At 70.7% G+C, this 21,008-nt stretch carries 20 protein-coding genes; 13 read left to right on the plus strand and 7 right to left on the minus strand.

Features of this window, described 5'->3' with window-relative positions; genetic code table 11:
* Window positions 1–26: 26 nt before the first annotated feature.
* From ACFYY8_RS15300 to ACFYY8_RS15310, 3 genes are read left to right on the plus strand one after another with little or no spacing between them, the layout of a single operon-like run.
* A complete protein-coding gene (locus ACFYY8_RS15300) occupies window positions 27–728 on the plus strand; it encodes a DUF3710 domain-containing protein (protein ID WP_390041056.1) in 702 nt (233 codons plus the stop codon).
* 48 nt (window positions 729–776) lie between these two features.
* Window positions 777–1,169 carry an OB-fold nucleic acid binding domain-containing protein gene (locus ACFYY8_RS15305; RefSeq protein WP_352016167.1) on the plus strand — a complete coding sequence of 131 codons (393 nt, stop codon included), beginning with the start codon at window positions 777–779 and terminating at the stop codon, window positions 1,167–1,169.
* A 32-nt stretch (window positions 1,170–1,201) separates the two neighbouring features.
* Complete coding sequence (locus tag ACFYY8_RS15310; protein WP_390041641.1) at window positions 1,202–1,864, plus strand: DUF3159 domain-containing protein; 663 nt, start codon at window positions 1,202–1,204, stop codon at window positions 1,862–1,864.
* A 66-nt stretch (window positions 1,865–1,930) separates the two neighbouring features.
* On the opposite strand, the gene ACFYY8_RS15315 is transcribed toward ACFYY8_RS15310, so the two are convergent.
* Both ACFYY8_RS15315 and ACFYY8_RS15320 read right to left on the minus strand, forming a co-directional pair.
* On the minus strand, window positions 1,931–2,599 hold the full coding sequence (locus ACFYY8_RS15315) for a TrkA family potassium uptake protein (RefSeq protein ID WP_352016166.1): 669 nt from the start codon (window positions 2,597–2,599) through the stop codon (window positions 1,931–1,933).
* Entirely contained in the window at window positions 2,599–3,264 is a 666-nt protein-coding gene (locus tag ACFYY8_RS15320; RefSeq protein WP_390041059.1) for a potassium channel family protein, read from the minus strand. The genes ACFYY8_RS15315 and ACFYY8_RS15320 overlap by 1 nt, the downstream gene beginning before the upstream one ends.
* 115 nt (window positions 3,265–3,379) lie before the next feature.
* On the opposite strand from ACFYY8_RS15320, the gene ACFYY8_RS15325 reads away from it, so the two are divergent.
* From ACFYY8_RS15325 to ACFYY8_RS15335, 3 genes are all read left to right on the plus strand, one after another.
* Window positions 3,380–5,422, plus strand: coding sequence for an APC family permease (locus ACFYY8_RS15325; RefSeq protein WP_390041061.1), 2,043 nt, complete (start codon window positions 3,380–3,382; stop codon window positions 5,420–5,422).
* Window positions 5,423–5,485: 63 nt separating this feature from the next.
* Complete coding sequence (locus tag ACFYY8_RS15330; RefSeq protein ID WP_390041063.1) at window positions 5,486–6,733, plus strand: class I SAM-dependent RNA methyltransferase; 1,248 nt, start codon at window positions 5,486–5,488, stop codon at window positions 6,731–6,733.
* 258 nt (window positions 6,734–6,991) lie between these two features.
* A complete protein-coding gene (locus tag ACFYY8_RS15335) occupies window positions 6,992–7,267 on the plus strand; it encodes a carbohydrate-binding protein (RefSeq protein ID WP_390041065.1) in 276 nt (91 codons plus the stop codon).
* A 180-nt stretch (window positions 7,268–7,447) separates the two neighbouring features.
* On the opposite strand, the gene ACFYY8_RS15340 is transcribed toward ACFYY8_RS15335, so the two are convergent.
* From ACFYY8_RS15340 to ACFYY8_RS15350, 3 genes are all read right to left on the minus strand, one after another.
* Window positions 7,448–9,577, minus strand: coding sequence for a hypothetical protein (locus ACFYY8_RS15340; RefSeq protein ID WP_390041067.1), 2,130 nt, complete (start codon window positions 9,575–9,577; stop codon window positions 7,448–7,450).
* 78 nt (window positions 9,578–9,655) lie between these two features.
* Window positions 9,656–10,408, minus strand: a complete 753-nt coding sequence (locus tag ACFYY8_RS15345; protein ID WP_390041069.1) for a Clp protease N-terminal domain-containing protein — start codon at window positions 10,406–10,408, stop codon at window positions 9,656–9,658.
* A gap of 61 nt (window positions 10,409–10,469) precedes the next feature.
* Entirely contained in the window at window positions 10,470–11,579 is a 1,110-nt protein-coding gene (locus ACFYY8_RS15350) for a hypothetical protein (protein WP_390041071.1), read from the minus strand.
* 146 nt (window positions 11,580–11,725) lie between these two features.
* On the opposite strand from ACFYY8_RS15350, the gene ACFYY8_RS15355 reads away from it, so the two are divergent.
* From ACFYY8_RS15355 to mug, 4 genes are all read left to right on the plus strand, one after another.
* The gene (locus tag ACFYY8_RS15355) at window positions 11,726–12,652 is read left to right on the plus strand and encodes an LLM class F420-dependent oxidoreductase (protein ID WP_390041073.1); all 927 of its coding nucleotides are present in this window, start codon (window positions 11,726–11,728) and stop codon (window positions 12,650–12,652) included.
* A 136-nt stretch (window positions 12,653–12,788) separates the two neighbouring features.
* Window positions 12,789–13,961 (plus strand): VLRF1 family aeRF1-type release factor, encoded by a 1,173-nt coding sequence (locus tag ACFYY8_RS15360; protein WP_390041076.1) that lies wholly within the window; start codon window positions 12,789–12,791, stop codon window positions 13,959–13,961.
* Window positions 13,962–14,131: 170 nt separating this feature from the next.
* Window positions 14,132–15,541: a sugar porter family MFS transporter gene (locus tag ACFYY8_RS15365; protein ID WP_390041078.1), complete on the plus strand. Its 1,410-nt coding sequence runs from the start codon at window positions 14,132–14,134 to the stop codon at window positions 15,539–15,541.
* 9 nt (window positions 15,542–15,550) lie between these two features.
* Complete coding sequence (gene mug, locus ACFYY8_RS15370; RefSeq protein ID WP_390041080.1) at window positions 15,551–16,138, plus strand: G/U mismatch-specific DNA glycosylase; 588 nt, start codon at window positions 15,551–15,553, stop codon at window positions 16,136–16,138.
* A 35-nt stretch (window positions 16,139–16,173) separates the two neighbouring features.
* On the opposite strand, the gene ACFYY8_RS15375 is transcribed toward mug, so the two are convergent.
* Both ACFYY8_RS15375 and ACFYY8_RS15380 read right to left on the minus strand, forming a co-directional pair.
* Window positions 16,174–16,824, minus strand: coding sequence for a DUF1707 domain-containing protein (locus tag ACFYY8_RS15375; RefSeq protein WP_390041082.1), 651 nt, complete (start codon window positions 16,822–16,824; stop codon window positions 16,174–16,176).
* A 7-nt stretch (window positions 16,825–16,831) separates the two neighbouring features.
* On the minus strand, window positions 16,832–17,638 hold the full coding sequence (locus tag ACFYY8_RS15380; protein WP_390041084.1) for a PadR family transcriptional regulator: 807 nt from the start codon (window positions 17,636–17,638) through the stop codon (window positions 16,832–16,834).
* A gap of 149 nt (window positions 17,639–17,787) precedes the next feature.
* Here ACFYY8_RS15380 and ACFYY8_RS15385 point away from each other — a divergent pair, with 149 nt between their 5' ends.
* From ACFYY8_RS15385 to ACFYY8_RS15395, 3 genes are all read left to right on the plus strand, one after another.
* On the plus strand, window positions 17,788–19,050 hold the full coding sequence (locus ACFYY8_RS15385; RefSeq protein ID WP_390041086.1) for an MFS transporter: 1,263 nt from the start codon (window positions 17,788–17,790) through the stop codon (window positions 19,048–19,050).
* Window positions 19,051–19,322: 272 nt separating this feature from the next.
* Complete coding sequence (locus tag ACFYY8_RS15390) at window positions 19,323–19,895, plus strand: hypothetical protein (RefSeq protein ID WP_390041088.1); 573 nt, start codon at window positions 19,323–19,325, stop codon at window positions 19,893–19,895.
* 359 nt (window positions 19,896–20,254) lie between these two features.
* Window positions 20,255–20,983: a metal-dependent hydrolase gene (locus ACFYY8_RS15395; protein ID WP_390041090.1), complete on the plus strand. Its 729-nt coding sequence runs from the start codon at window positions 20,255–20,257 to the stop codon at window positions 20,981–20,983.
* The last annotated feature ends 25 nt before the right edge of the window (window positions 20,984–21,008 follow it).

Here is a 21,008-nt window from a genome sequence, read left to right on the forward strand (position 1 = left end):
GAGCCTCCAGTGAACTCTCAAGGAGCGTGAGGAAAGTGTTCAAACGGCGCCGTCGCGAGGAGCCCCCGGCCACCGCGGAGAAGGCCGCGCAGAGCGAGAAGGCCGTCGAGGAGCCTCGCAGCCGCCCTTCGGGACCGTGGGACTCGGGTGAGTCGTATCCGGAGCGGGAACGCGTCGACCTCGGCGGGCTGCGCCTGCCCATCGACCCCGGCTTCGAGGTGCAGCTGAACCTGTCCGGCGACCGGATCGTCGGCGCGGTCGTCATGGTCGAGGACAGCGCCCTGCAGGTGCACGCGTTCGCCGCGCCCAGGCGCAGCGGGATCTGGGACGAGGTCCGTACCGACCTCGCCGAGGGCGTGCGCGCAGCGGGCGGCACGGTCGAGGAGCGCGAGGGCCCGTTCGGGGTCGAACTGTTCGCGCGCATCCCCGCCGACGGGGCGCAGGAGCCCCAGCCGGTGCGCTACATCGGCGTGGACGGTCCGCGCTGGTTCCTGCGCGCGGTGGTCAGTGGCCGCGCGGTCGTGGACGAGGAGGTCGCCGCCGTCCTGGAAGGGGTGGTCGGCGACATCGTCGTGGTCCGCGGCGACGAGCCGATGGCCCCGAAGGAGTCGATCGAACTGCGGCTTCCTCCCGAGGCCAGGCAGCCCGCGGAACAGCAGGCCGCCGAGCAGGAGGTGCCCGACCTCAACCCCTTCGAACGCGGTCCTGAGATCGCCGAGATCCGCTGACGTGAGGGATCGCGTACGCTGATTCAACACGTATGCGAAGGAGAGGTCGTGGGTTCTCAGGAACCGCATAAACAGGGCGGATTTCGAGGCTTCCTCCGTCGGTTGACGACGAGCCAGGCGGAACTGGAGGCCGACGAGCTCCAGCAGGACCTCGATCGTCACGGCGCGACGCCGATCGTCTCCTGTGGCGGGCGACGCAGATTCTGCGTAACCGGTACGCTACGTACGGTCACGTTGCGCCCCCGTGGCGGCGCGCCCGCCCTTGAGGCGGAGCTCTACGACGGTTCCGACGTGATCGACCTGGTCTGGCTCGGGCGTAGGAAGATCGCGGGGATCGAGCCGGGCAGGATGGTGCTCGCCGAGGGGCTGGTCAGCCTTCAGGACGGGCGCAAGGTGATGTTCAATCCCAAGTACGAGCTGCGCCCGGCGGGCGGTGCGTGAGTGAAGACGACCACGGAGCGGTGAGCGAGAAGATGAGCACCACCGAGGAGAACGCGGCGTACGTGACCGTCGAGGCGGCGATGCGCGGGCAGCTCGCCAAGGCCTTCGGCGGCGTACGGGGGACCATCGAGGCCGCCGTGCCCACGATCGTCTTCACGTTGATGTGGATCACCACCTCCGACCTGAGGACGTCGTTGATCGTCAGCGTCTCCACCTCGGTCGTCCTGCTGCTGGCGCGCGTGCTGCAGCGCTCGACGCCGCAGTTCGTGCTCAACAGCCTGTTCGGCATCGCCATCGGCGCGTTCTTCGCCTCCCGGACGGGCGAGGCGAAGGACGTGTTCCTGCCCGGCATCCTCTACAACGCGGGCTACGCGGTGGCGATGCTGCTGTCGATCGTCGTCCGCTGGCCGGTGGTCGGCTTCCTGATCGGGTCGGTCACCGGTGATCCGACCGCCTGGCGCGCCGACCCGGCCGTGGTGCGCCTGTGCTCCAGGCTCACCTGGCTGCTGATGATCCCCTGCGTGGTGCGGGTGGCCGTGCAGCTGCCCGTCTACCTCATCGGCGGGAACGACGCGGTCGCCGAACTCGGCATCCTGAAGATCGTGATGGGCTGGCCGTTGCAGGTCGCGGCCCTGGGTGCCATGGTCTGGCTGCTGACCAGGGGCAGGACCCCGGCCACACCCGCCTCTCCATGACGGCCCCGTGACGAAGAACGGTCCCGTACGGCCAAGCCGTACGGGACCGTTTCGCGTGTGAGGGGGTCAGGCGGAGCGGTGCGGGGAGAGCAGCCTGCCCAGTTCCTCCTCGACCTCCTGGCTGGCCACGAACATCAGCTCGTCGCCCGCCTCAAGGGGGTCGTCGGCGCTGGGCACCAGCACCCGGCCCTCGCGCAGGATCGCCACCAGCGCGGTGTCGGCGGGCCAGGGCACCGAGCCCGCCCGGTGGCCGACGACCGGAGCGTCCTCGGGCAGGGTGAGCTCGACCAGGTTGGCCTGCCCCTGTCGGAAGGTCATCAGGCGGACCAGGTCGCCGACGCTCACCGCCTCCTCGACCAGCGCGCTCAGCAGCCTCGGGGTCGAGACGGCCACGTCGACGCCCCACGACTCGTTGAACAGCCACTCGTTCTTGGGGTGGTTGATCCTGGCCACCACGCGCGGCACGCCGTACTCGGTCTTGGCGAGCAGGGAGACGACGAGGTTGACCTTGTCGTCACCACTGGCGGCGACGACCACGTGACAGTCGGCCAGGCCCGCCTCGTCCAGGGAGGAGATCTCGCAGGCGTCGGCGAGCAGCCACTCCGCCCTCGGCACAGTGTCGATCTTGATGGCCTTGGGGTCGATGTCGATGAGCAGGACCTCGTGGCCGTTCTCCAGGAGTTCGGCGGCGATCGACCGTCCGACGGCTCCGGCGCCCGCGATGGTGACGCGCATCAGTGGCTCCCCTCGGGAGGGCCGGAGAGCACCTTGTTGATGCGCTCCATGTCGTTCTCGGCCGCCATGACGTGCAGGATGTCGCCCTCCTGCACCACGGAGTCGTTCTTGGGCAGCAGGGTCTCGCCCATCCGGTTGATGAACGCGACACGGGTGCCCGCAGACTCCTCCAGGTCCTTGCTCCTGGTGCCGATCCAGGCGGGGTGGTAGGCCACCTCGGCCAGCACGACGGAACCGGTGGGGTCGCGCCAGAGCGGCTCGGTCCCCTCGGGCAGGACACGCCGCAGGATCTGGTCGGCGGTCCAGCGCACCGTGGCGACGGTGGGAATGCCGAGACGCTGGTAGACCTCGGCGCGCCGGGGGTCGTAGATCCGGGCGACCACGTTGTCAACGCCGAAGGTCTCGCGGGCGACCCTGGCGGAGATGATGTTGGAGTTGTCGCCGCTGCTGACCGCGACGTAGGCGCTGGCGGTCCCGATGCCCGCCTCCTCCAGCACGTCCCGGTCGAAGCCGATGCCGGTCACCCGGCGTCCCCGGAAACCGGCTCGCAGCCTGCGGAAGGCCTGTGGGTCACGGTCGATGATCGCGACCGAGTGGCCGCTGTCCTCAAGGATGTGCGCCAGGGTCGATCCGACCCGGCCACATCCCATGATCACGATATGCATGCTCCCCCGCCGCTCACGTTGAGGCGGATCTTGTTCGTCTGTACCTAGTCAGTATGGCCCGCTTCGGGAGTGCCGCGTCAGCGGGGCGTATGGATGGGGACTAGCATCGGCAGACGTGTCAAAGGTGACGGACCTCGTCAAGCGCCTTTTCATCGGGCGCGCGCTGCGCAGCACGCAGTTACACGAGCAATTGCTCCCCAAGCGCATCGCGCTGCCGGTTTTCGCGAGTGACGCGCTCTCCTCGGTCGCCTACGCGCCGCAGGAGATTCTCGTAATCCTCTCCATCGCCGGACTATCGTTCTACCACTTCGCGCCCTGGGTGGCCATCGCGGTCGTCCTGGTGATGCTCACGGTGGTCGCGTCCTACCGGCAGAACGTGCACGCCTATCCCAGCGGAGGCGGGGACTACGAGGTCGCCACGGTCAACCTGGGGCCCAACGCCGGGCTGACCGTCGCCAGCGCCCTCATGGTCGACTACGTGCTGACCGTCGCGGTCTCCGTGGCCAACGGAGTCGACTACGTCGGTGCGACGATCCCCTACGTCGCCGAGCACAAGCCGCTGGTCGCCATCACCATCGTCGTGCTGCTCACACTGGTCAACCTGCGTGGCATCCGCGAGTCCGGTGTGGCCTTCGCGGTCCCCACCTACGCCTTCATGGTCTCGGTCATCGGCCTGGTCCTCTGGGGCGGGTTCCGGCTGCTGGTCATGGGCGACGAACTGCGCGCGCCGACCGCCGGGTACCAGATCGTCGCCGAACAGACCGACCTGACCTCGCTGGCCGCGGCGTTCCTGATCCTGCGGGCCTTCTCCTCCGGCTGCGCGGCGCTGACCGGTGTCGAGGCGATCAGCAACGGCGTGCCCGCCTTCCGCAAGCCGAAGAGCAAGAACGCCGCGACGACCCTGCTGATGATGGGCCTGATCGCGGTCACGATGTTCGCCGGCATCATCGCGCTCGGCCTGGCCTCCGGCGTCAAGCTCGCCGACCCGGCCACCGCCGCCCACAACGTGCTCATCAACGGCAGGCCCGCGGGCCCGGACTACTACCAGCAGCCGATCATCGCCCAGGTCGCCGACGCGGTCTTCGGCAACGGCTCGCTGTTCTTCATCGTGATCTCCGCGGTGACGGCCCTCATCCTGTTCCTGGCGGCCAACACGGCCTTCAACGGCTTCCCGGTGCTCGGCTCCATCCTGGCTCAGGACCGCTACCTGCCCCGTCAGCTGCACACCAGGGGCGACCGGCTGGCCTTCTCCAACGGCATCGTCATCCTGGCCGCGGGCGCCTGCCTGCTGCTGTGGGGGTTCCAGGCGGACGTCAGCCGTCTGCTCAACCTCTACATCGTCGGCGTCTTCGTCTCCTTCACGCTGAGCCAGATCGGCATGGTCAGGCACTGGACCAGGCACCTGAAGACCGAGACCGCGCCGAAGACCAGGGCGCAGATGAAGCGCTCGCGGGTCATCAACTTCTTCGGCGCCGTCATGACCGGCGTGGTGCTGGTGGTCGTGCTGCTGACCAAGTTCACCCACGGCGCCTGGATCGTCTGCGTCGCCATGCCGACGCTGTTCCTGATCATGAAGGGCATCCACCGCCACTACGAGAACGTGGCCGCCGAACTCGCGGTCGACGAGGACCTCCAGGTGGACGAGTCGATGCTGCCCGCCCGCAACCACGCCATCGTCCTGGTCTCCAAGATCCACAAGCCCACGTTGCGCGCGCTCAGCTACGCCAGGGCGACCCGGCCCTCGACGCTTGAGGCCGTCACCGTCGGTGTCGAAGGCGAGGAGGCGCGGGCGCTGCAGGAGGAGTGGGAGCGCAGGGGCATCCCGGTCCCGCTGAAGATGCTGGACTCGCCCTACCGGGAGATCACCCGGCCGATCCTGGAGTACGTCAAGTCGCTGCGGCGCCGTTCGCCCCGCGACGTGGTGACCGTGTACATCCCGGAGTACGTCGTGGGCCGCTGGTGGGAGCACCTGCTGCACAACCAGAGCGCGCTGCGGCTCAAGGGGCGTCTGCTCTTCCAGCCGGGCGTGATGGTCACCAGCGTCCCCTGGCAGCTGCACTCCTCCGACCGGCTCAAGGGCCGTCCTGAGCCCGCCGCCCCCGGCGCGGTGCGCCGCCCCCGGCATGAGATGGCTCGGGACCAGGGCGCGAAGGCATAACCTTTCGTATGCACTCGTGATCACGAGGAGGCCGGACCGACGAAGAGACCTGGGGGCGTGACGATGGCGATCGAACTGACGGTGGGGTCCGTCGCGCACGGTGGCTGGTGCGTCGCGCGCCATGACGGCCGGGTGGTCTTCGTACGGCACGCGCTCCCCGGCGAGCGCGTCCTCGCCGAGATCACCGAGGAGACCACCCGGTTCCTGCGGGCCGACGCGGTCGAGATCCTCGACCCCTCCCCGGACCGGGTGACCCCGCCGTGCCCGTTCGCGGGTCCCGGCCGTTGCGGGGGCTGCGACTGGCAGCACGCCTCCCTCGACGCCCAGCGTCTGCTGAAGACAGCCGTGGTCGCCGAACAGCTGGGAAGGCTCGCCGGGATCGAGTGGAAGGGCGTCGTCGAGGAGGTGCCCGGCGCTCCCGACGGACTCGGCTGGCGCACCCGGGTCCAGTTCGCCGTCGACCGCGACGGCGTCCTCGGCCTGCGGCGCCACCGCTCCCACGACATCGAGCCGATCGACGCCTGCCTGATCGCCCACCCGGAGGTGGAGAACGTCGGGGCGGAGGTCATGAACTGGCGCAACGCCTCCTCGGTCGAGGTCATCGCCTCGAACACCGGCGACCAGGCCGTCGTGATCGCCCCCAGGCCGCGCCGTACGGTCGCGGTGCCCGACATCGACGCGAGCGTGGCCGTCTTCGTGGACGAGGGTGGGGGCAGGAGCCGTGTCGTCCACGGCCGCAACCATCTCGTCGAGCGGGTCGGCGAACGCGACTTCCAGGTCACGGGCAGCGGCTTCTGGCAGGTCCACCCCGGCGCCGCGGAGACCCTGCTCGGCGCGGTCATGGAGTTCGCCGCCCCACGTCCCGGAGAGTGGGCCCTCGACCTGTACTGCGGTGTCGGCCTGTTCGCCGCGGGTCTGGCCGAGGCGGTCGGCCCGGAGGGCGCGGTCTTCGGCGTCGAGTCTGAGTCGGTGGCCGTACGGGACGCCGAGCGCAACCTGCGCGACCTGCCCCAGGCCCGCTTCGCCAGGGGCCGGGTGGAGAACGCCCTCGACCGCTTCGGCATCGAGCGCGCCGACCTGGTCGTCGTGGACCCGCCCCGCGCCGGTCTCGGCCGCGAGGTCGTCGAGCAACTCGCCGCCCTCGGGGCCACCAGGATCGTCTACGTCTCCTGCGACCCGGCGACGATGGCCCGTGACCTGGCCTGGTTCGGCGACCGCTCCTACCGCCTCGCCGACCTGCGAGCCTTCGACGCGTTTCCGATGACCCACCACGTGGAGTGCGTGGCCCTGCTGGTCGGCGACCCGACCTAGCCTTCGGCGGGGAACCGCCCCCGCCTTCAGGGCGGGGGCGCCGTCATGTCCTTGAACCGGGAAACGCCGCACGCGGGCGTGGCCGGCTCTCTCCCGTGGAGGCCCTGCCGGCATTCCACGATGTGGACGCGCGGCTGTCCGGAAGGGCGTGGGCGGGGGCGACCATCCGCCCGAAATATGGAGAAGTGCGAGCTTCTCGCCGGGGGCGGCCGGTAGTCACATTGAGGTGTCCCGATGGACCTCACGAGGAGACCCGTGGTGAACCTCCGAAGACCCCATGCCGCCGTGCTCGCGGCGGTACTGGCCACCGGCTTCCTGGCCGTCGTCCCGCCCGCCGTCGCCGGCGTTCCCGGCGACCCACCCGTCCCCGGGCCCGGGGACGTCATCTACGACAACTTCTGGCAGCCCGGCATGCAGTACAAGGCGGGAGAACTGGTCGGCCATCACAGAGACACCTACCGCTGCCTGCAGTCGCACACCTCGCTGCCCGAATGGGCGCCGGACCTGATGCCCGCCCTGTGGCAGCAGGTCTAGGAACCGGTTGTGAGGAAGGCTCGGGGGCTGAGCGCCAGTAGGCCCATGGGGCCTACCTGGAATCGAACCAGGAAGAAGGAAGCCCTCGAATGGCCTCACGACCGGACCGCGAGGAGAGCGGGGAGACTACCGGGAAATGGTGAGAAGGAAGTCCCCTCATGGCCTCGCGGCCACACCGTATCAGGCGGGGATCACCTCGTGCAGCGTCGCCGGAGTGTGGATCCGGGCGCCCGGCGGCGCCGCCGACGCCTCAAGCCCGATGTAGGTGACGTGCCGCCCGGCGGAGGGCCCTTTCGCACGCCACAGCTCGACCAGGTGACGCACCCGCAGGTAGTCACGCTCCACGATCGAGCGCACCAGCAGTGAGGCGGTGAGCCGGTTCCCCTCGACCTGGTTGAACTGGGGGTACCCCCTCAGGTAGAGGTGCAGCCACTTCACCCGCCAGCGGTCGTCGCCGCCGCGTAGGAAGACGAGCGGCAGGGCGATGTGCCCCGACCCGCGCAGGTCCGACTTCATCCGCACGGTACGCGGCTCGAAGGGCATGCCCTCCTGCGCGGCGTCTCTCGTCATGTAGCCGAAGAACGCCTCGGCCGCCTCGTCGAACGGCTCCCCGGCGAAGACGTTGACCTGGGGGATGACGATCGGGTGGGTCGACTGGGCGAGCCGGATGTCGATGAACTCCGAGGCGCCGTGCGGCGCGGGAGCCTCGGTGAGGTCACCGGAGTACCGGGCGAAGCCGTTGGCGAGGTTCGTCCACGAGACGTGCTCAGGGGAGCCGTAGGAGGCGTCGAGCATGAGCGCCGACAGGTCGTAGTCGGTGCGCAGCCCGGCCTCACGCCAGTGCACGAAGAACCTGAGCAGCTCGCCGTCGACCGCCGAGAGCGAGCCGCGGGGCAGCATGCCGAGCCCGGGGGAGACGGCCTTGGCGGACAGCGGCAGGGCGACGTCCAGCGCGTCGGGATCGACGACCAGCTGACCGGGGTCCGGGAGCCGCCGGACGATCTCGGCGTCCAGTACGGCCAGCACCCGCGTCAGGACCTCCCCGGCGAGCGGCGGGCGGAGGTCGGGCGCCGTCCACGCCCTGGCGTGCCGGTTGACGAAGACACGCCCGGCGGCGGGGACGAGCCGGTTCTGCATGTGCTCGCGCAGGGACAGCAGGACACGGCCGGAGGCGCCGGTGACCGCCCTCTCCGCGGCCTCGAACACCGCACGCTCGTCGGACCCGGTCCGCAGCAGGTGGTCGAGGCGGCGCAACAGCGCCCCGGGCGCGTGCTCCAGCAGCTCGACGGCCTCGGCCGTACGGCCCGCGGCCAGGGCGGCCTCGACCCGGCTGCCGGTTCCCGCGACCCGCAGGTCGCCCCGGGCCACCTCGAAGACCCGGGCGGCGCGTGGGAGGCCGGGGTGCTCGTGGGGGTGCAGCCGTTCCCCGAGCCGCTTCCACCGCTCCCGGTGACGTGACACGTCGCCGAGCCCGGACGGGGTGGCCACCGAGTCCAGGGCCCGCAGCAGGGCCCGGCGCTCGGCGCGGCGGAACGAACGGAACCTGGTGGGCACGGCCAGCGTGACGTCGCCTCCGGACAGGCCGCAGGCGAGCCTGAGCACGTCGGTCACCGTGTCGACGAGGAGGGGCAGGCCGGCGGCGAGCCGTACCTCGTTGAGGACCGCGCGGTTCTCCCGCACGGGAACACGCTCGGGGTGACCGGTCCCGGAGACGACGCAGAACGCCGCCAGGGCGCGCAGCGCGGCCAGGTCCTCGACGGCCGGCGGCACCTCGGAGCCCGCCAGCGAGAAGTACAGCTCCCGGGCCTCGTCCTCCAGGCTCCCGCCCAGGTCGAGCACGGTCACCCGGTCTCCGGCGAGCGGGACGAGCTCGGCGTGGGCGGCGAGCAGGTCCGCGTAGGTGTGCTGGTAACGGCCGTAGCCGGGCAGTTCGAGCAGGTTGAGCACGGGGCCCAGGAGGCGGTCCGCGGCGTCCGGGTCGATCAGGGCCTCGTGGAGCATACCGGCCCAGAACTCCAGGGTGTCCGGCACGTTCCTCGGGAAGTCGACGAAGTAGGCGTTGTGCTGGACGTGGTCGCCGACCAGGCCGCGGACGACGGACACGACCCGTGCGCCGAGGTCGATCACCTCCTCGCCGGGCAGGCTCGACAGGCGTTCGAGCAGCGCGGCAGAGCAGGTGAAACCGACGCTCAGCAACGCGGCGTCGAGCTGGCGGGCGGCCACCTCCCCCCGCCCCGGCACGGCCTCGTGAGGGGTGTCGACGGGGACCCGAAGCCGTCTCGTGATGACGAGGCTTTCAAGATTGTCCACGGGCGAACCTTATAGCCGTTACATGTCCGGCTTCAGGGGATTTTTCAGGGCAGTGCGACCTCGCCGCCAGGCGGTGCCTCACCTTTCCACGGGTCGGTCGAGCCGTTCCTCAAGCCGTTCCAGGCGCTGGACGATGGGCCGCAACTCCCGGCGGACGGCCTCGGACAGGGATTCCGGCGAAGACTTCGGCGGACGCTCGGTCGTGGTCTGGTCCTGCGCCCTGAGGTGGACGTAGCCCGCCAGCGCGGCGGTGACGGCGCGGCGGGTCAGCCTCGGTTCGGCGCCGAGCCTCCGCAGGACGCGCCCCGCCGTTCCCTCCGGCTCCGTGACCAGGCCGAGGAGCAGGTGCTCGCACCCGACGTAGTTGTGCCCCAGGGCGATGGCGTCGGACACGGTCAGTTCGAGGGCCGCGGCCGCGGGTCCGCTGAAGCGCGCCGGGGTGGCGGGCATGGCGCCGTTCCCCCCGAGGGCGTCCAGCTCACGCCGTACCTGCCCGGGATCGACCTCCACGGCGCGCAGGACGTGCAGGGCCAGGTTGGTGCCCTCGGCGAGCAGGCCGCCCAGCAGGTGCTCGGTGCCGACCTCGACGGCCCCGCCCGCGCGTGCCTCCTCGAGCGCGAGGCTCACCGCCGTACGGGCCCGGGGGGTGAAGCTCGCGAAGCGGGCGCCGGAACCGTCGAGTCCCGGGGAGCCGAGCCCGGTCTCCCTGATGGCGGTGATACGCCGTACGGCCTGCTCCAGGGCACGCTGGCAGACGGCGGAGACCGGGACCCCGGCCGCCTTGACCGCCTCGGCCAGTTCGTCGGGCAGGTACACGTTGATCTTCGGCATGTCTCCCCTGTGGGTTCGACGAGGACTGCGGCGCATGTATAACCCCATGTGGGGTGTCTGTCTAGTGAGCCAGGGCCGCCAGCAGGCGGGACACGCGCCAGGAGGGGGTCGCTCCCCTGGTGGACAGCCAGGCCATCCCCTCGCGGGTGCTGAAGGCGACCAGCTTGCGGGCGTCCGCGGAGGTCAGGTCCTTCGCGCCGCTCAGGAACGGGGACAGGGCGATCCGATGCCCCGTGCCCGTCCTGCCCAGGGACCTGACGACCTGGGGATGGGCCGCCCGTACGGCCTCGGCGATCGGCCGCAGACGGGAGCGGCGCCCGGGACCGCTCCGGATCGGGACCAGGAGGTTGACCGCGGAGATCTCGGCTCCGCGCTCCCGGGTGACCCTGAGCATCCGCTGGTCGGCGAGGCTGAGGCCGTCGCCGTCCGCGGGCAGGGTGAAGCTCACCGTGAGGGTCTCGCCCGCCGCGGCGGCCTCACGCTGCAGGGACGCGATGGCCGCCGCGCGGCGCAGGACGGTCGCCTCGTTGTCGTGTCCGCCGAGTTCGAAGTCGACGTAGCCCGCGCCTGAGGCGTTCACCGCGCGCCGGTAGGCGTCGGTGAGGCGCCCGAGGTCGGCGCAGGTGGTGGCCGGTTCCCTGCCCCCTGGACCGCCGAAGACGAGCCCCACCTCGCCGCCGGAGGCCCGCAGACGCTCCAGGCGTCCAGCGGGTGACAGGCCGGGGTCCCGCCCGTTCCACTCGGGGGTGCAGCCGTCCTCGCCCGCGGTGAGGTGTCCCAGGGTGAACCAGTGCACCCGGCCGGGCGCGGACGGCCCCGGGGGTGTGAACGGCGCCGTGAACGACGGGTTCCTGGCGGCGTCGACGAACGTCACGAACCCCGAGGGGCGTGCGACGGGACCGGGCCGCCCGGCGGGAGACGGGACGGGGGCCGGGATGACCGGGGCGGGGACCCGGACGGGCGGGGGAGCGACCGGCCGCTGGGCCCGCGCGGGCCGTACGGCCCCGCCGGGCAGCGCCCAGAGGGCGGCGCCCGTCCCCGCGGCGAGGGCCAGGGAGGCGAGCGCGACGAGGGAACGCGGCGGAGTGCCGGGTTCGCGGACGCGGCGGGTGGTGGCCCCGGGCTCCGGACCTGCCTCGGGCCCGGTCGCCGACTCTGTCGCCACCGGCATGGGATCTCCCTCCTCGACGGCACAGAACGGTTGCGATGGGTGCCTGTATGGTCACTTTGCGCACCGAAGAATGAACGGTAGCAAGTGTTCCGCCACGCCGTTGTGTTTCCATGGACGGCGTCCGTAGTGCCCGGATAATGATGTTCATGAAGTTGAGGATCTTCACAGAACCGCAGCAGGGCGCCACATACGACGAGCTCCTGACGGTCGCGCGGACCGCGGAGCGACTGGGCTTCGACGCCTTCTTCCGTTCCGACCACTACCAGCGGATCGGTCCCGGCGACCCCGGACCCGGCTCGACCGACGCCTGGGTGACCCTCGCGGGCCTGGCCAGGGAGACCTCCACGATCAGGCTCGGCACCCTGGTCACCCCCGCCACCTTCAGGTATCCCGGCGCGCTGGCGATCAGCGTGGCCCAGGTGGACCGGATGAGCGGCGGCCGGGTCGAGCTGGGCCTGGGCACCGGCTGGTTCGACGCCGAGCACGTCGCGTACGGGATCCCCTTCCCGCCGCTCGGCGAGCGCTTCGCCCGTTTCGAGGAGCAGCTGGAGATCCTGACCGGGCTGTGGGGCACGCCGGTCGGTGAGACGTTCTCCTTCGAGGGGGCCCACTACCGGCTCGCGGACTCACCCGCGCTGCCCAAACCCGAGCAGAACCCCAGGCCGCCGATCATCATCGGCGGGTTCGGCGCCAGGCGCACCCCGCTCCTGGCCGCGCGGTTCGCCGACGAGTACAACGTCCCCTTCCACACCCCGCAGGACAGCGCCGCCGCCTTCGGCCGGGTCAGGAGGGCCTGCGAGGAGGAGGGGCGCGACCGGCCGATCATCCTCTCCGTCGCGCAGACCGTGGCCGTCGGCACCGACGAGGCCGAGGTCGCGCGCCGTGCCCAGGCCGCGGGCCAGGAGCCGGACACGCTGCGGGCCAGTGGCCTGGCGGGTACCCCGGCCGAGGTGGTCGCCAAGATCGGAGAGTTCGCCGAGCTGGGCGTCGAGCGGGTCTACCTGCAGGTCATGGACCTGTCGGACCTCGACCAGCTCGAACTGATCGCCGCCGAGGTCCTGCCCAGGGTGTAGACCGGGCGCCGGACGCCGGGCGTCCGGCGCGCGGGTAAAGACACGCGCAGCGGAAGGGCATATTCCACGATGTGTCCCTTATCCCTCCCGTATCTCTCCTTACTGTGGTGAGAACCCGACCATCAGGGGAGGCGCCGTGGAATTCGAGCGATTCGGCCGTGCAGCTCTGCGGGAGGTCGTCTCCATGCACGACGAACTGGGGGTGCTGTCGTTCTACGTGACCGCCTCCCCGCAGGAGGAGGCGGCGGTCAAACCCGCCTGGCGGATCCGCTTCGGCAACGAGCTGTCGGAGCTGCGGGAGCAGATGACGGCCGTCAGGGACAGGGAACGGCGGACGGCCCTGCTGAACCGGCTCGACGAGCTGGAGACGGACTTCGAGCAGCTGCTCGACCCGACGGAGTCAGGCCTGGGACGCGTCATGTTCGCGCCGGTCGGCGACGGCCGGGCGCGGTCGTTCTCCTTCCAGGTGCCGGTCGCCGACCAGATCGTCATGGAGTCGACGGCCTACGTGCGCCCGCTGGTCAACGCGGTCGAGGCCGCGCCTCCCGCGGGCTTCGTCGTGCTCTCCAGGGACGGCCTGAAGATGATCGACTACCGGTACGGCCTGACCGAGGAGCTGGGCGGTACCTCCTTCGAGATCCCCGTGGAGGAGTGGAAGCAGATGCGCGGCCCGGCCACCGCGGAGCTCGCCAGGTCGGCCGCGACGCACCGCGACAAGTTCGAACGCCGCGTCGAGGAGAACCTCACCCGGCAGCTGCGCGCCGCGGCTCCGGGAGTGGCCGAGGAGGCCAGGCGGCGCGGCTGGCAGACGGTCGTGCTCCTCGGCGACGTCCAGCTGACGGAGATCGTGGCGCCCCTGGTCGGCGGGGACGTCCTCCAGGTCGACGCGGTCGTCGACTCGCTGCCCCCGGCCAAGCTCGCCGAGTACGTCGAGCCGCAGCTGCGGGCCGCCCGTACCAGGCACGGCGTCGAGCTGACCGAGCGGGCCAGGGACGCCGCCCTGTCCGGCGGTCCCGGCGCCCTGGGTCTTGAGGCGACGCTCGGCGCGCTGAACGACAGCCGGGTGGCACAGCTGCTGCTGGACGAGTCCGCCGAGTGGGACGGCGGCCGTACGGAGGACGGGCGGCTCTACGCCCGGAGAGACGTCCCGCAGGGCCAATCGGGGGAGGAGGTCGTGCCCGATCCCACGATGGGGGAACGCATGATCGAACGCGCCCTCGACATCGACGCCGAGGTGATCGTGCTGGACGGAGAGGCCGCACAGGACCTCGCCGAGTCCGGCGGGGTGGCCGCGATCCTGCGCTGGTGAGCCCCGTACGGGCGGGCCACGAGGGAGCCGGGTGAGTCGCGCCGCCGGCGTGGGGGGCGGCGTGAGAGACTCAGAACAGGGATGTTTCCGCAGTTCAGGGCAGGTTCGGAAAGCGAGGGGGCATCGCGGGGCGGCCCGTTAGGCACGTGGGTTTCGGGGAAAGGACTGTCATGGTCGGTACCACCCCTTCGGGCACCCCCAAAGAGAACCTCGGGCACGTCGTCTTCATCACCGCCGCGGCCGCCATCGGTGGGTTCCTCTTCGGCTACGACAGCGCGGTCATCAACGGCGCCGTGACCGGCATCCAGAAGTACTTCCGGGTCGGCCCCGTCCAGATCGGGTTCGTCGTCGCGATCGCATTGCTCGGCTCGGCGCTGGGCGCGTGGATCGCCGGGCGCATCGCCGACCGCTGGGGACGTACCAGGACGATGCAGGTGGCCGCGTTGCTGTTCGCGGTCAGCTCCCTCGGTCAGGCGCTGCCGTTCGCGATCTGGGATCTGGCCCTGTGGCGGGTGCTCGCCGGTGTCGGCATCGGCATGGCCTCGGTGATCGGCCCCGCCTACATCGCCGAGGTCGCGCCGCCCGCCTACCGGGGGCGTCTGGGTTCCTTCCAGCAGCTCGCGATCGTGCTGGGCATCGCGGTCTCCCAGCTGGTCAACTTCGCGATCGCGCAGCTCGCCGGGGGAGACGTCAACAACAGGCTGCTCGGCCTGCAGGCCTGGCAGTGGATGCTGGGCGCCTGCCTGGTGCCCGCCCTGCTCTATCTGCTCTTCTCGACGATCATCCCCGAGTCGCCGAGGTTCCTCGTCGCCATCGGCAGGACGGAGATGGCGCGCCGGGTGCTCAAGGAGGTCGAGGGGGACAGGACCGACCTTGAGGACCGGCTCAAGGAGATCCAGGCCTCGCTGCGCCTGGAACACCGGCCCCGGCTCAGCGACCTGCGCGGCCCGGCGCTCGGCCTGCTGCCGATCGTCTGGATCGGCATCCTGCTCTCGGTGTTCCAGCAGTTCGTCGGGATCAACGTCATCTTCTACTACTCGGCGTCGTTGTGGCAGTCGGTCGGCATCAACCAGAGCGACTCGCTGCTGATCAGCTTCTCCACCTCGATCATCAACATCGTCGGCACGTTCATCGCCATCGCGCTGGTCGACAGGATCGGCCGCAGGCCCCTGCTGCTGATCGGTTCCGCGGGCATGGCGGTCGCGCTCGCCGTCGCCGCGTGGGCCTTCAGCGCGGGCGTCCACATCGGCGACACCGTACGGCTGCCGTCGGTGCAGGGCACCGTCGCCCTGGTCGCCGCGCACGTGTTCGTGCTGTTCTTCGCGCTGTCGTGGGGTGTCGTGGTCTGGGTGCTGCTGGGAGAGATGTTCCCCAACAGGATCAGGGCGGCCGCGCTGTCCGTGGCCGCCGCCGCCCAGTGGGTGGCCAACTGGCTGATCACCGTCTCGTTCCCGTCCCTGGCCGAGTGGAGCCTCGCGGGCGCCTACGTGGGATACGCCTTCTTCGCCGTGCTCTCCTTCGTCTTCGTGCTGTTCAAGGTGCGTGAGACCAAGGGCAGGAAACTGGAGGAGATGGGTTAGGTTCGTTCCGTGCCCCCGGTCCCGGAAACCCCGCCATCGGCGAAGCCGACGAAGTCGCCGCGGCCGACGAAGGCCGAGCTGGCCGCCGCGGCCGACCTGACCGTCGACGACGTGCTCGGCCCCTCGATCGAGGTGCTGTTCTGCGGCATCAACCCCGGTCTGTACTCCGCGGTGACCGGTCACCACTTCGCCAGGCCCGGCAACCGCTTCTGGCCGGCGCTGCACCTGTCGGGCTTCACCCCCAGGCTGCTGGCCCCCGCTCAGCAGTGGGAACTGCCCTCCTACGGCCTCGGGATCACCAACGTGGTCGCGCGGGCCACGGCCCAGGCGGCGGAGCTGTCCGCCGAGGAGTTCCGTGAGGGAGGGGTACGGCTGGCCGGGCTGGTCGCCGAGGTCAAGCCGAAGGTGCTGGCCGTCCTGGGCGTCACCGCCTACCGGACGGCCTTCGCCGAGCGCGGAGCGGTGATCGGGCCGCAGGACAGACGCATCGGCGAGACGGCCGTGTGGGTGCTGCCCAATCCCAGCGGGCTGAACGCCCACTGGACACTGGACCGGATAGCCGGGGAACTGCGGCTGTTGAGGGAGTCTCTGGCCTGACCCCTCCCTGGACGGAAGAGGTCAGGCCAGGGGATTCACCTGCGGCCGTGGCCCATCCGGTGGTGCCAGTGCTTGCGGTGCAACACGCCCGCCACGGCCATCACGATCCAGGCCAGGAACAGGATCTTGAAGACGCCGAACCCCATGATCGCCGTCAGGGCGACCACCCCGATCAGTACCGGTACGAACGCGGCCCCGCCCCGGTGGTGCCCCGGCCGGTGATGCCGGGTCGCGGCCCACCGCTGGGCGGTCAGCCGCTGTAGCGCCGCCTGCTTCCGCCACTGCTCGTTCCACTGTTGCTGCCACTGTTGCTGCCACTGACCGGAGTGGGACCAGCCGTGATGGGCGTGCCGGTGGAGTCTGCGGGCCTCACGCCACTGATTGCGCCACTGTCTGCGCCACTCCCGCTGGTCCCATGAGTGATGGTCCCACCGCTCCCCGTCGCCCTCCGCGACGGCGCCGGGGCCGCCGTTCTCGGTGGCGCCGAAGCCGTACATACCGGGCAGGTCGGGCAGGTCGGCGCCCGCGCGGGCCAGATCACGACCTGTGCGCGCCGTCATGATCACGTCGAGGCGTTCCTCGAACTCCTCGTGGTTCAGCCTGCCCTGCGCGTAGTGCTCACGCAGGGACTCCATGGCGGCTTCGCGTTCGGCGTCTCCGATGCGGAGATCGTCGGGAAACGTCATCGTGGGATCACTCCTCGCCGGGTTCGCCGTCTGCCAGGATCTGGTAGAGCTTGCGGCGCGTGTCGATCATGATCTGCCGGGCCTGGCGGATCTGCGCCTCACTGCCATTCTGCAAGACCTGGAAGAGGGCGACGGCTGACTGGCGGGCCAGATCCATCAGTTCCCAGGAACTCTCTCCGAGATCGGGGGTCATCTCCTCCCACGGCGCGCGCAACTCCTCCTGATGCTCGGCGACATAGGCCCTGCCCGCCTCGGTGAGCTGGAAGGACTTGCGCCCGTCGGTCTCCTCGGACAGGACGAGGCCCTCGTCGGTGAGCTGCTGGAGCGCCGGGTAGACCGCGCCGGGACTGGGCTTCCAGCCTCCCTGGCTGCGCTTGGCGATCTCCTGGATGATCTGGTAGCCGTTGCGCGGCTCCTCGGAGAGCAGCGCGAGGATCGCGGCGCGGACGTCGCCCCGCTTCGCCTTGCGCCCTCGCCCGAAGGGGCCGCCCCCGCCGAACGGGCCCCCTCGCCCGAACGGACCGCCCCTGCCGAAGTCCCAGGGGAAGGGGCCACCGGGGAACGGCCCGCCGCGGCGGCCACCGCGCTCCCTGTGCTCCCGGCGCTCTCCGTGCTCCCTGTGCTCCCTGTGCTCCCTGTGATGGTGCTCGTGCGGCCCGAAGGCGTGCGGGCCGTGCTCACGCGGGCCCGGGCCGCCGTGGTGCCAGGCGGTGGCCATGCCCCTGAAGACCTCCCTGGCGGCGCGCTTCATCTCGTGCCTGATCTCGTGCGGCACGGCCCCCGAGGCCCAGCCCCCCATCGCTTCCGCCGACATGTCGGTACCCCCTGTTCTCAGCGATCGTCCACCGACCGCTCTTGATGTGTCAAAGATATATCGAGAGCGTTCTAAGAACAACCCCTCGTTTCGCATCCCGGGCTTCGGGGCTACCCTGTAACCTTCTAAAGTGTTTTGGGGGTTAGCTGATGATGACTTACGCGGAACGGGCGCCGCGGCGCAACGAGACGGTGCTCATCGGTTTCACCGTCGCGACCAACCTCGCCGACGGGGTGGCCAAGATCGCGCTTCCCCTGCTCGCCGTCGAACTGACCGACTCACCCGGCCTGGTCGCCGGGGTCGGGCTGACCCTGACGCTGCCGTGGCTGCTGGCCTCCCTCCACGTGGGCGTGCTCGTCGACCGGGGCGACCGCAGACGCCTGGCCGCCCTGGCCAACCTGGTCAGGCTCGCGGTCGCGCTCGCCCTGCTGGCCGCGGTCACGGCGGAGGCGTTGACCCTGCCACTGCTCTACCTGTCGGGAGCCCTGATCGGCCTGGCCGAGGTCGTCGCGAACTCCGCGGTCGGCGCCCTGGTCCCCGCCGCGGTGCCCAGGCAACGGCTCGGCCGGGCCAACGCCTGGATCGCGGGCGCGGAGACCGTGGCGAACGAGTTCGCCGGGCCGGCCGTCGGCGGCCTGCTGGTCGGCGTCGGCGCGGCCTTCGCCCTCGGCTCCTCCGCCGGGGCCTTCGCGCTCGGAGCCGTACTGCTCGCCCTGCTCGCGGGCCGCTTCCGCGTCGCCCGCCCGGCCGGTACGGCCACGCGATCAAGCGGGGTGCGGGGGGAGATGGTCGAGGGGCTCGCCTTCCTGTGGCGGCACCGCCTGCTGCGCACGATGTCACTGACCATCGCGGTGCTCGTGGCCTGCTGGAGCGCCTGGCTGGCCCTGCTGCCCTCCTACGCCGTGCGGACCCTCGGCCTCGACCCCGCTGCGTACGGCCTGCTGCTCGGCTCGATCGGCGTCGGCGGCCTGGCCGGCGCGGTGCTCACGGCCCCGGTCAACCGCCTGCTCGGTGTGCGGTGGGCGCTGTTCCTCGACCTCGTCGGCACGATCCTGATGATGGTCGTCCCCGCGGTCCTTCCCCAGGCCTGGGCGGTGGGCGCGGCCGCGTTCCTGGGCGGCATGGGAGGCACTCTCTGGACGGTCAACAGCCGCACCCTGGCACAGCTGATCGTCCCCGATCACCTGCTGGGACGCTACTCGGCCGCCTCACGCCTGCTGAGCTGGGGAACCCTGCCCGTCGGTGCCGGGCTGGCCGGGCTGCTCGCCGAACTGGCGGGGGTGAGAGCCGCCTTCGCGGGCTTCGCCGTACTGGCCGTCGTGCCGGTCGTGCCCTTCCTGCTGACCGTCACCGAGGGCGAACTCTCGGCTGCGAGACGAGAAAGTGAGATAGATCACGTAATTCCCGGCTGAAATTGGAACAACTCCTGAGACCTGCACGTTACAAAGGACATAGACGGGATTCGTTCCGCGCCGGAAGGGCTGGGGGGTGCTTTCGGCACGGAACGGTCCCGTCTGTCGTTTGTGGAGAAACGGGCGGCCTGAGGGAGATCTTCCCCCGGGTCGCCCTTCTCATGCGTGGCGCCGCGCCCTTCTCGCGTCCGTTAGCCGTTCCCGGCCCCCGGGTAGAACGTCTGTGGAGATCTGCCCCCTGAAGATCGGACGGACCAAGGGGGAGGATCCGGATGGACATGATGCGCGCCGGGCTGCTGGCCGTACTCGTGGGGACCGCGGCCGTGGGAGCCACGCAGTACTCGAAACCGGGGCACGGCAGCTCCACCGGCTGGACGGTCGAACGGCAGGGGCCCCCGGCCGGTGAACACGCCGGAAGGCGGACCACCGGACGGACGAACCCGGGGGCCGGCCGACGCGGCTGGCGGTGGGGGCACGACCGGGGGAACAGGCGCTCCGCGGGCACCGAGTGGGCCGACGAGTGGCAGGCCGGGTGGTCGAGGAAACACCGGGCGGGGCGGAACACCCGGCGGGTCGGCGGGCTCGACGGGACACACGCCAGGGGCGGACCGCACGGGGGAACGCGCTCCAGGAGATGGACGTTCGAGGGCTCCGGCGGCCGGGCAGCCGCACGACGCGGCGGCCGGGGTGCCGGACGGTCCGCGGACCACGGATACGACCGTTCCCGGGGCGGCGAGCGGTCCGTCGGGGGCAACCGGTACTGGAGCGGTGACCGGCTCGGCCGGAGAAGCCACGGCGGGTATGACCGGGCCGGCGACCGGAACGGCGGGCGTCTCCCCGGCTGAGGCCCGGGGGATCACGACAGCCGTTCCCTGGACGAGGCCTCGGCGGATCACGCCGGGCGTTTCCTCGGGCAGGGCCTTCCGTGGGTCCGGGATCAGGGGCGGCGAGGGGCCTCTGGAAGACCCGCTGAGCGCCGGGCGGGCTTCCCTGTCGCCTGCCGGCGCACGTGGCCGGTACGGCCCTCATACGGACGGATCCGGGGGAGTGGCTTCAAGCCGCTCCGCCCGGCTCCGGCCATGCGTACGTTTCCCATCGAGCACTTACGGCCGACACGCCGACGGTGAAGAATGACTTGATCCTCTGTTTGGGCGGGCTTTGCCGTACAGTCGATCAAAGTGATCTTGATGGGAGTGTTTGGCCGATGATGGGGCACACGCACGCGCTGACGGGGGCGGTGGCGTGGCTGGGGGTGGCGCCGACACTGGCGGCCCTGCCGCTGCTCACCGAGTCCTCCAGGTTCATCGAGACCGGGGTCATGGTGCACGCGCTCACCCCGGCGGAGTTCATCGCCGGGACGCTGGTCTGCGCCGGGTCCGCGATGCTGCCGGACCTGGACCATCCGAGCGCGACGATCGCCCAGACCTTCGGGCCGGTCACCTGGGGGCTGAGCAAGGCGGTCTCGTGGCTGAGCGGGGGGCACCGGCACGCCACCCACTCGCTGCTGTTCGCGGTCGCCGTCGGGTTCGGGGCGCACTATCTGGCCAACACCTATCCGATCGGCAGGGACATCCTCGTCATACTGCTCATCGGCCTGGCGTTGCGGGCCATCGGCATCGGCGTCCCGGGTAAGAAGGTCGCCTCCGCGATGGTCAACATCGGCCTGACCTTCGGGCTGTTCGTGGTCTTCCGCAATGAGAACGTGGGGTACGCCTGGCTGGGGGTGGCGGTCGCGGTCGGCTGCCTGGTACACGTCGTGGGAGACTGCTGCACGGAGAAGGGCTGCCCGGTGCTGTGGCCGTTGCGTCAGCGCTGGCTGCTGCCCTGGAAGATAGGCATCAAGACGGGCCGTGCCTTCGAGCAGAAGTTCCTCGCCCCGGTGCTCTCCGTGGTCGTCCTGGGGTTGCTCTACTTCCGCCTCGTCCAGGCTTGACCCTACTCACGGGTAACTTGATATC

Source organism: Streptosporangium sp. NPDC001559, assembly GCF_042893955.1.
GTDB lineage: Bacteria > Actinomycetota > Actinomycetes > Streptosporangiales > Streptosporangiaceae > Streptosporangium.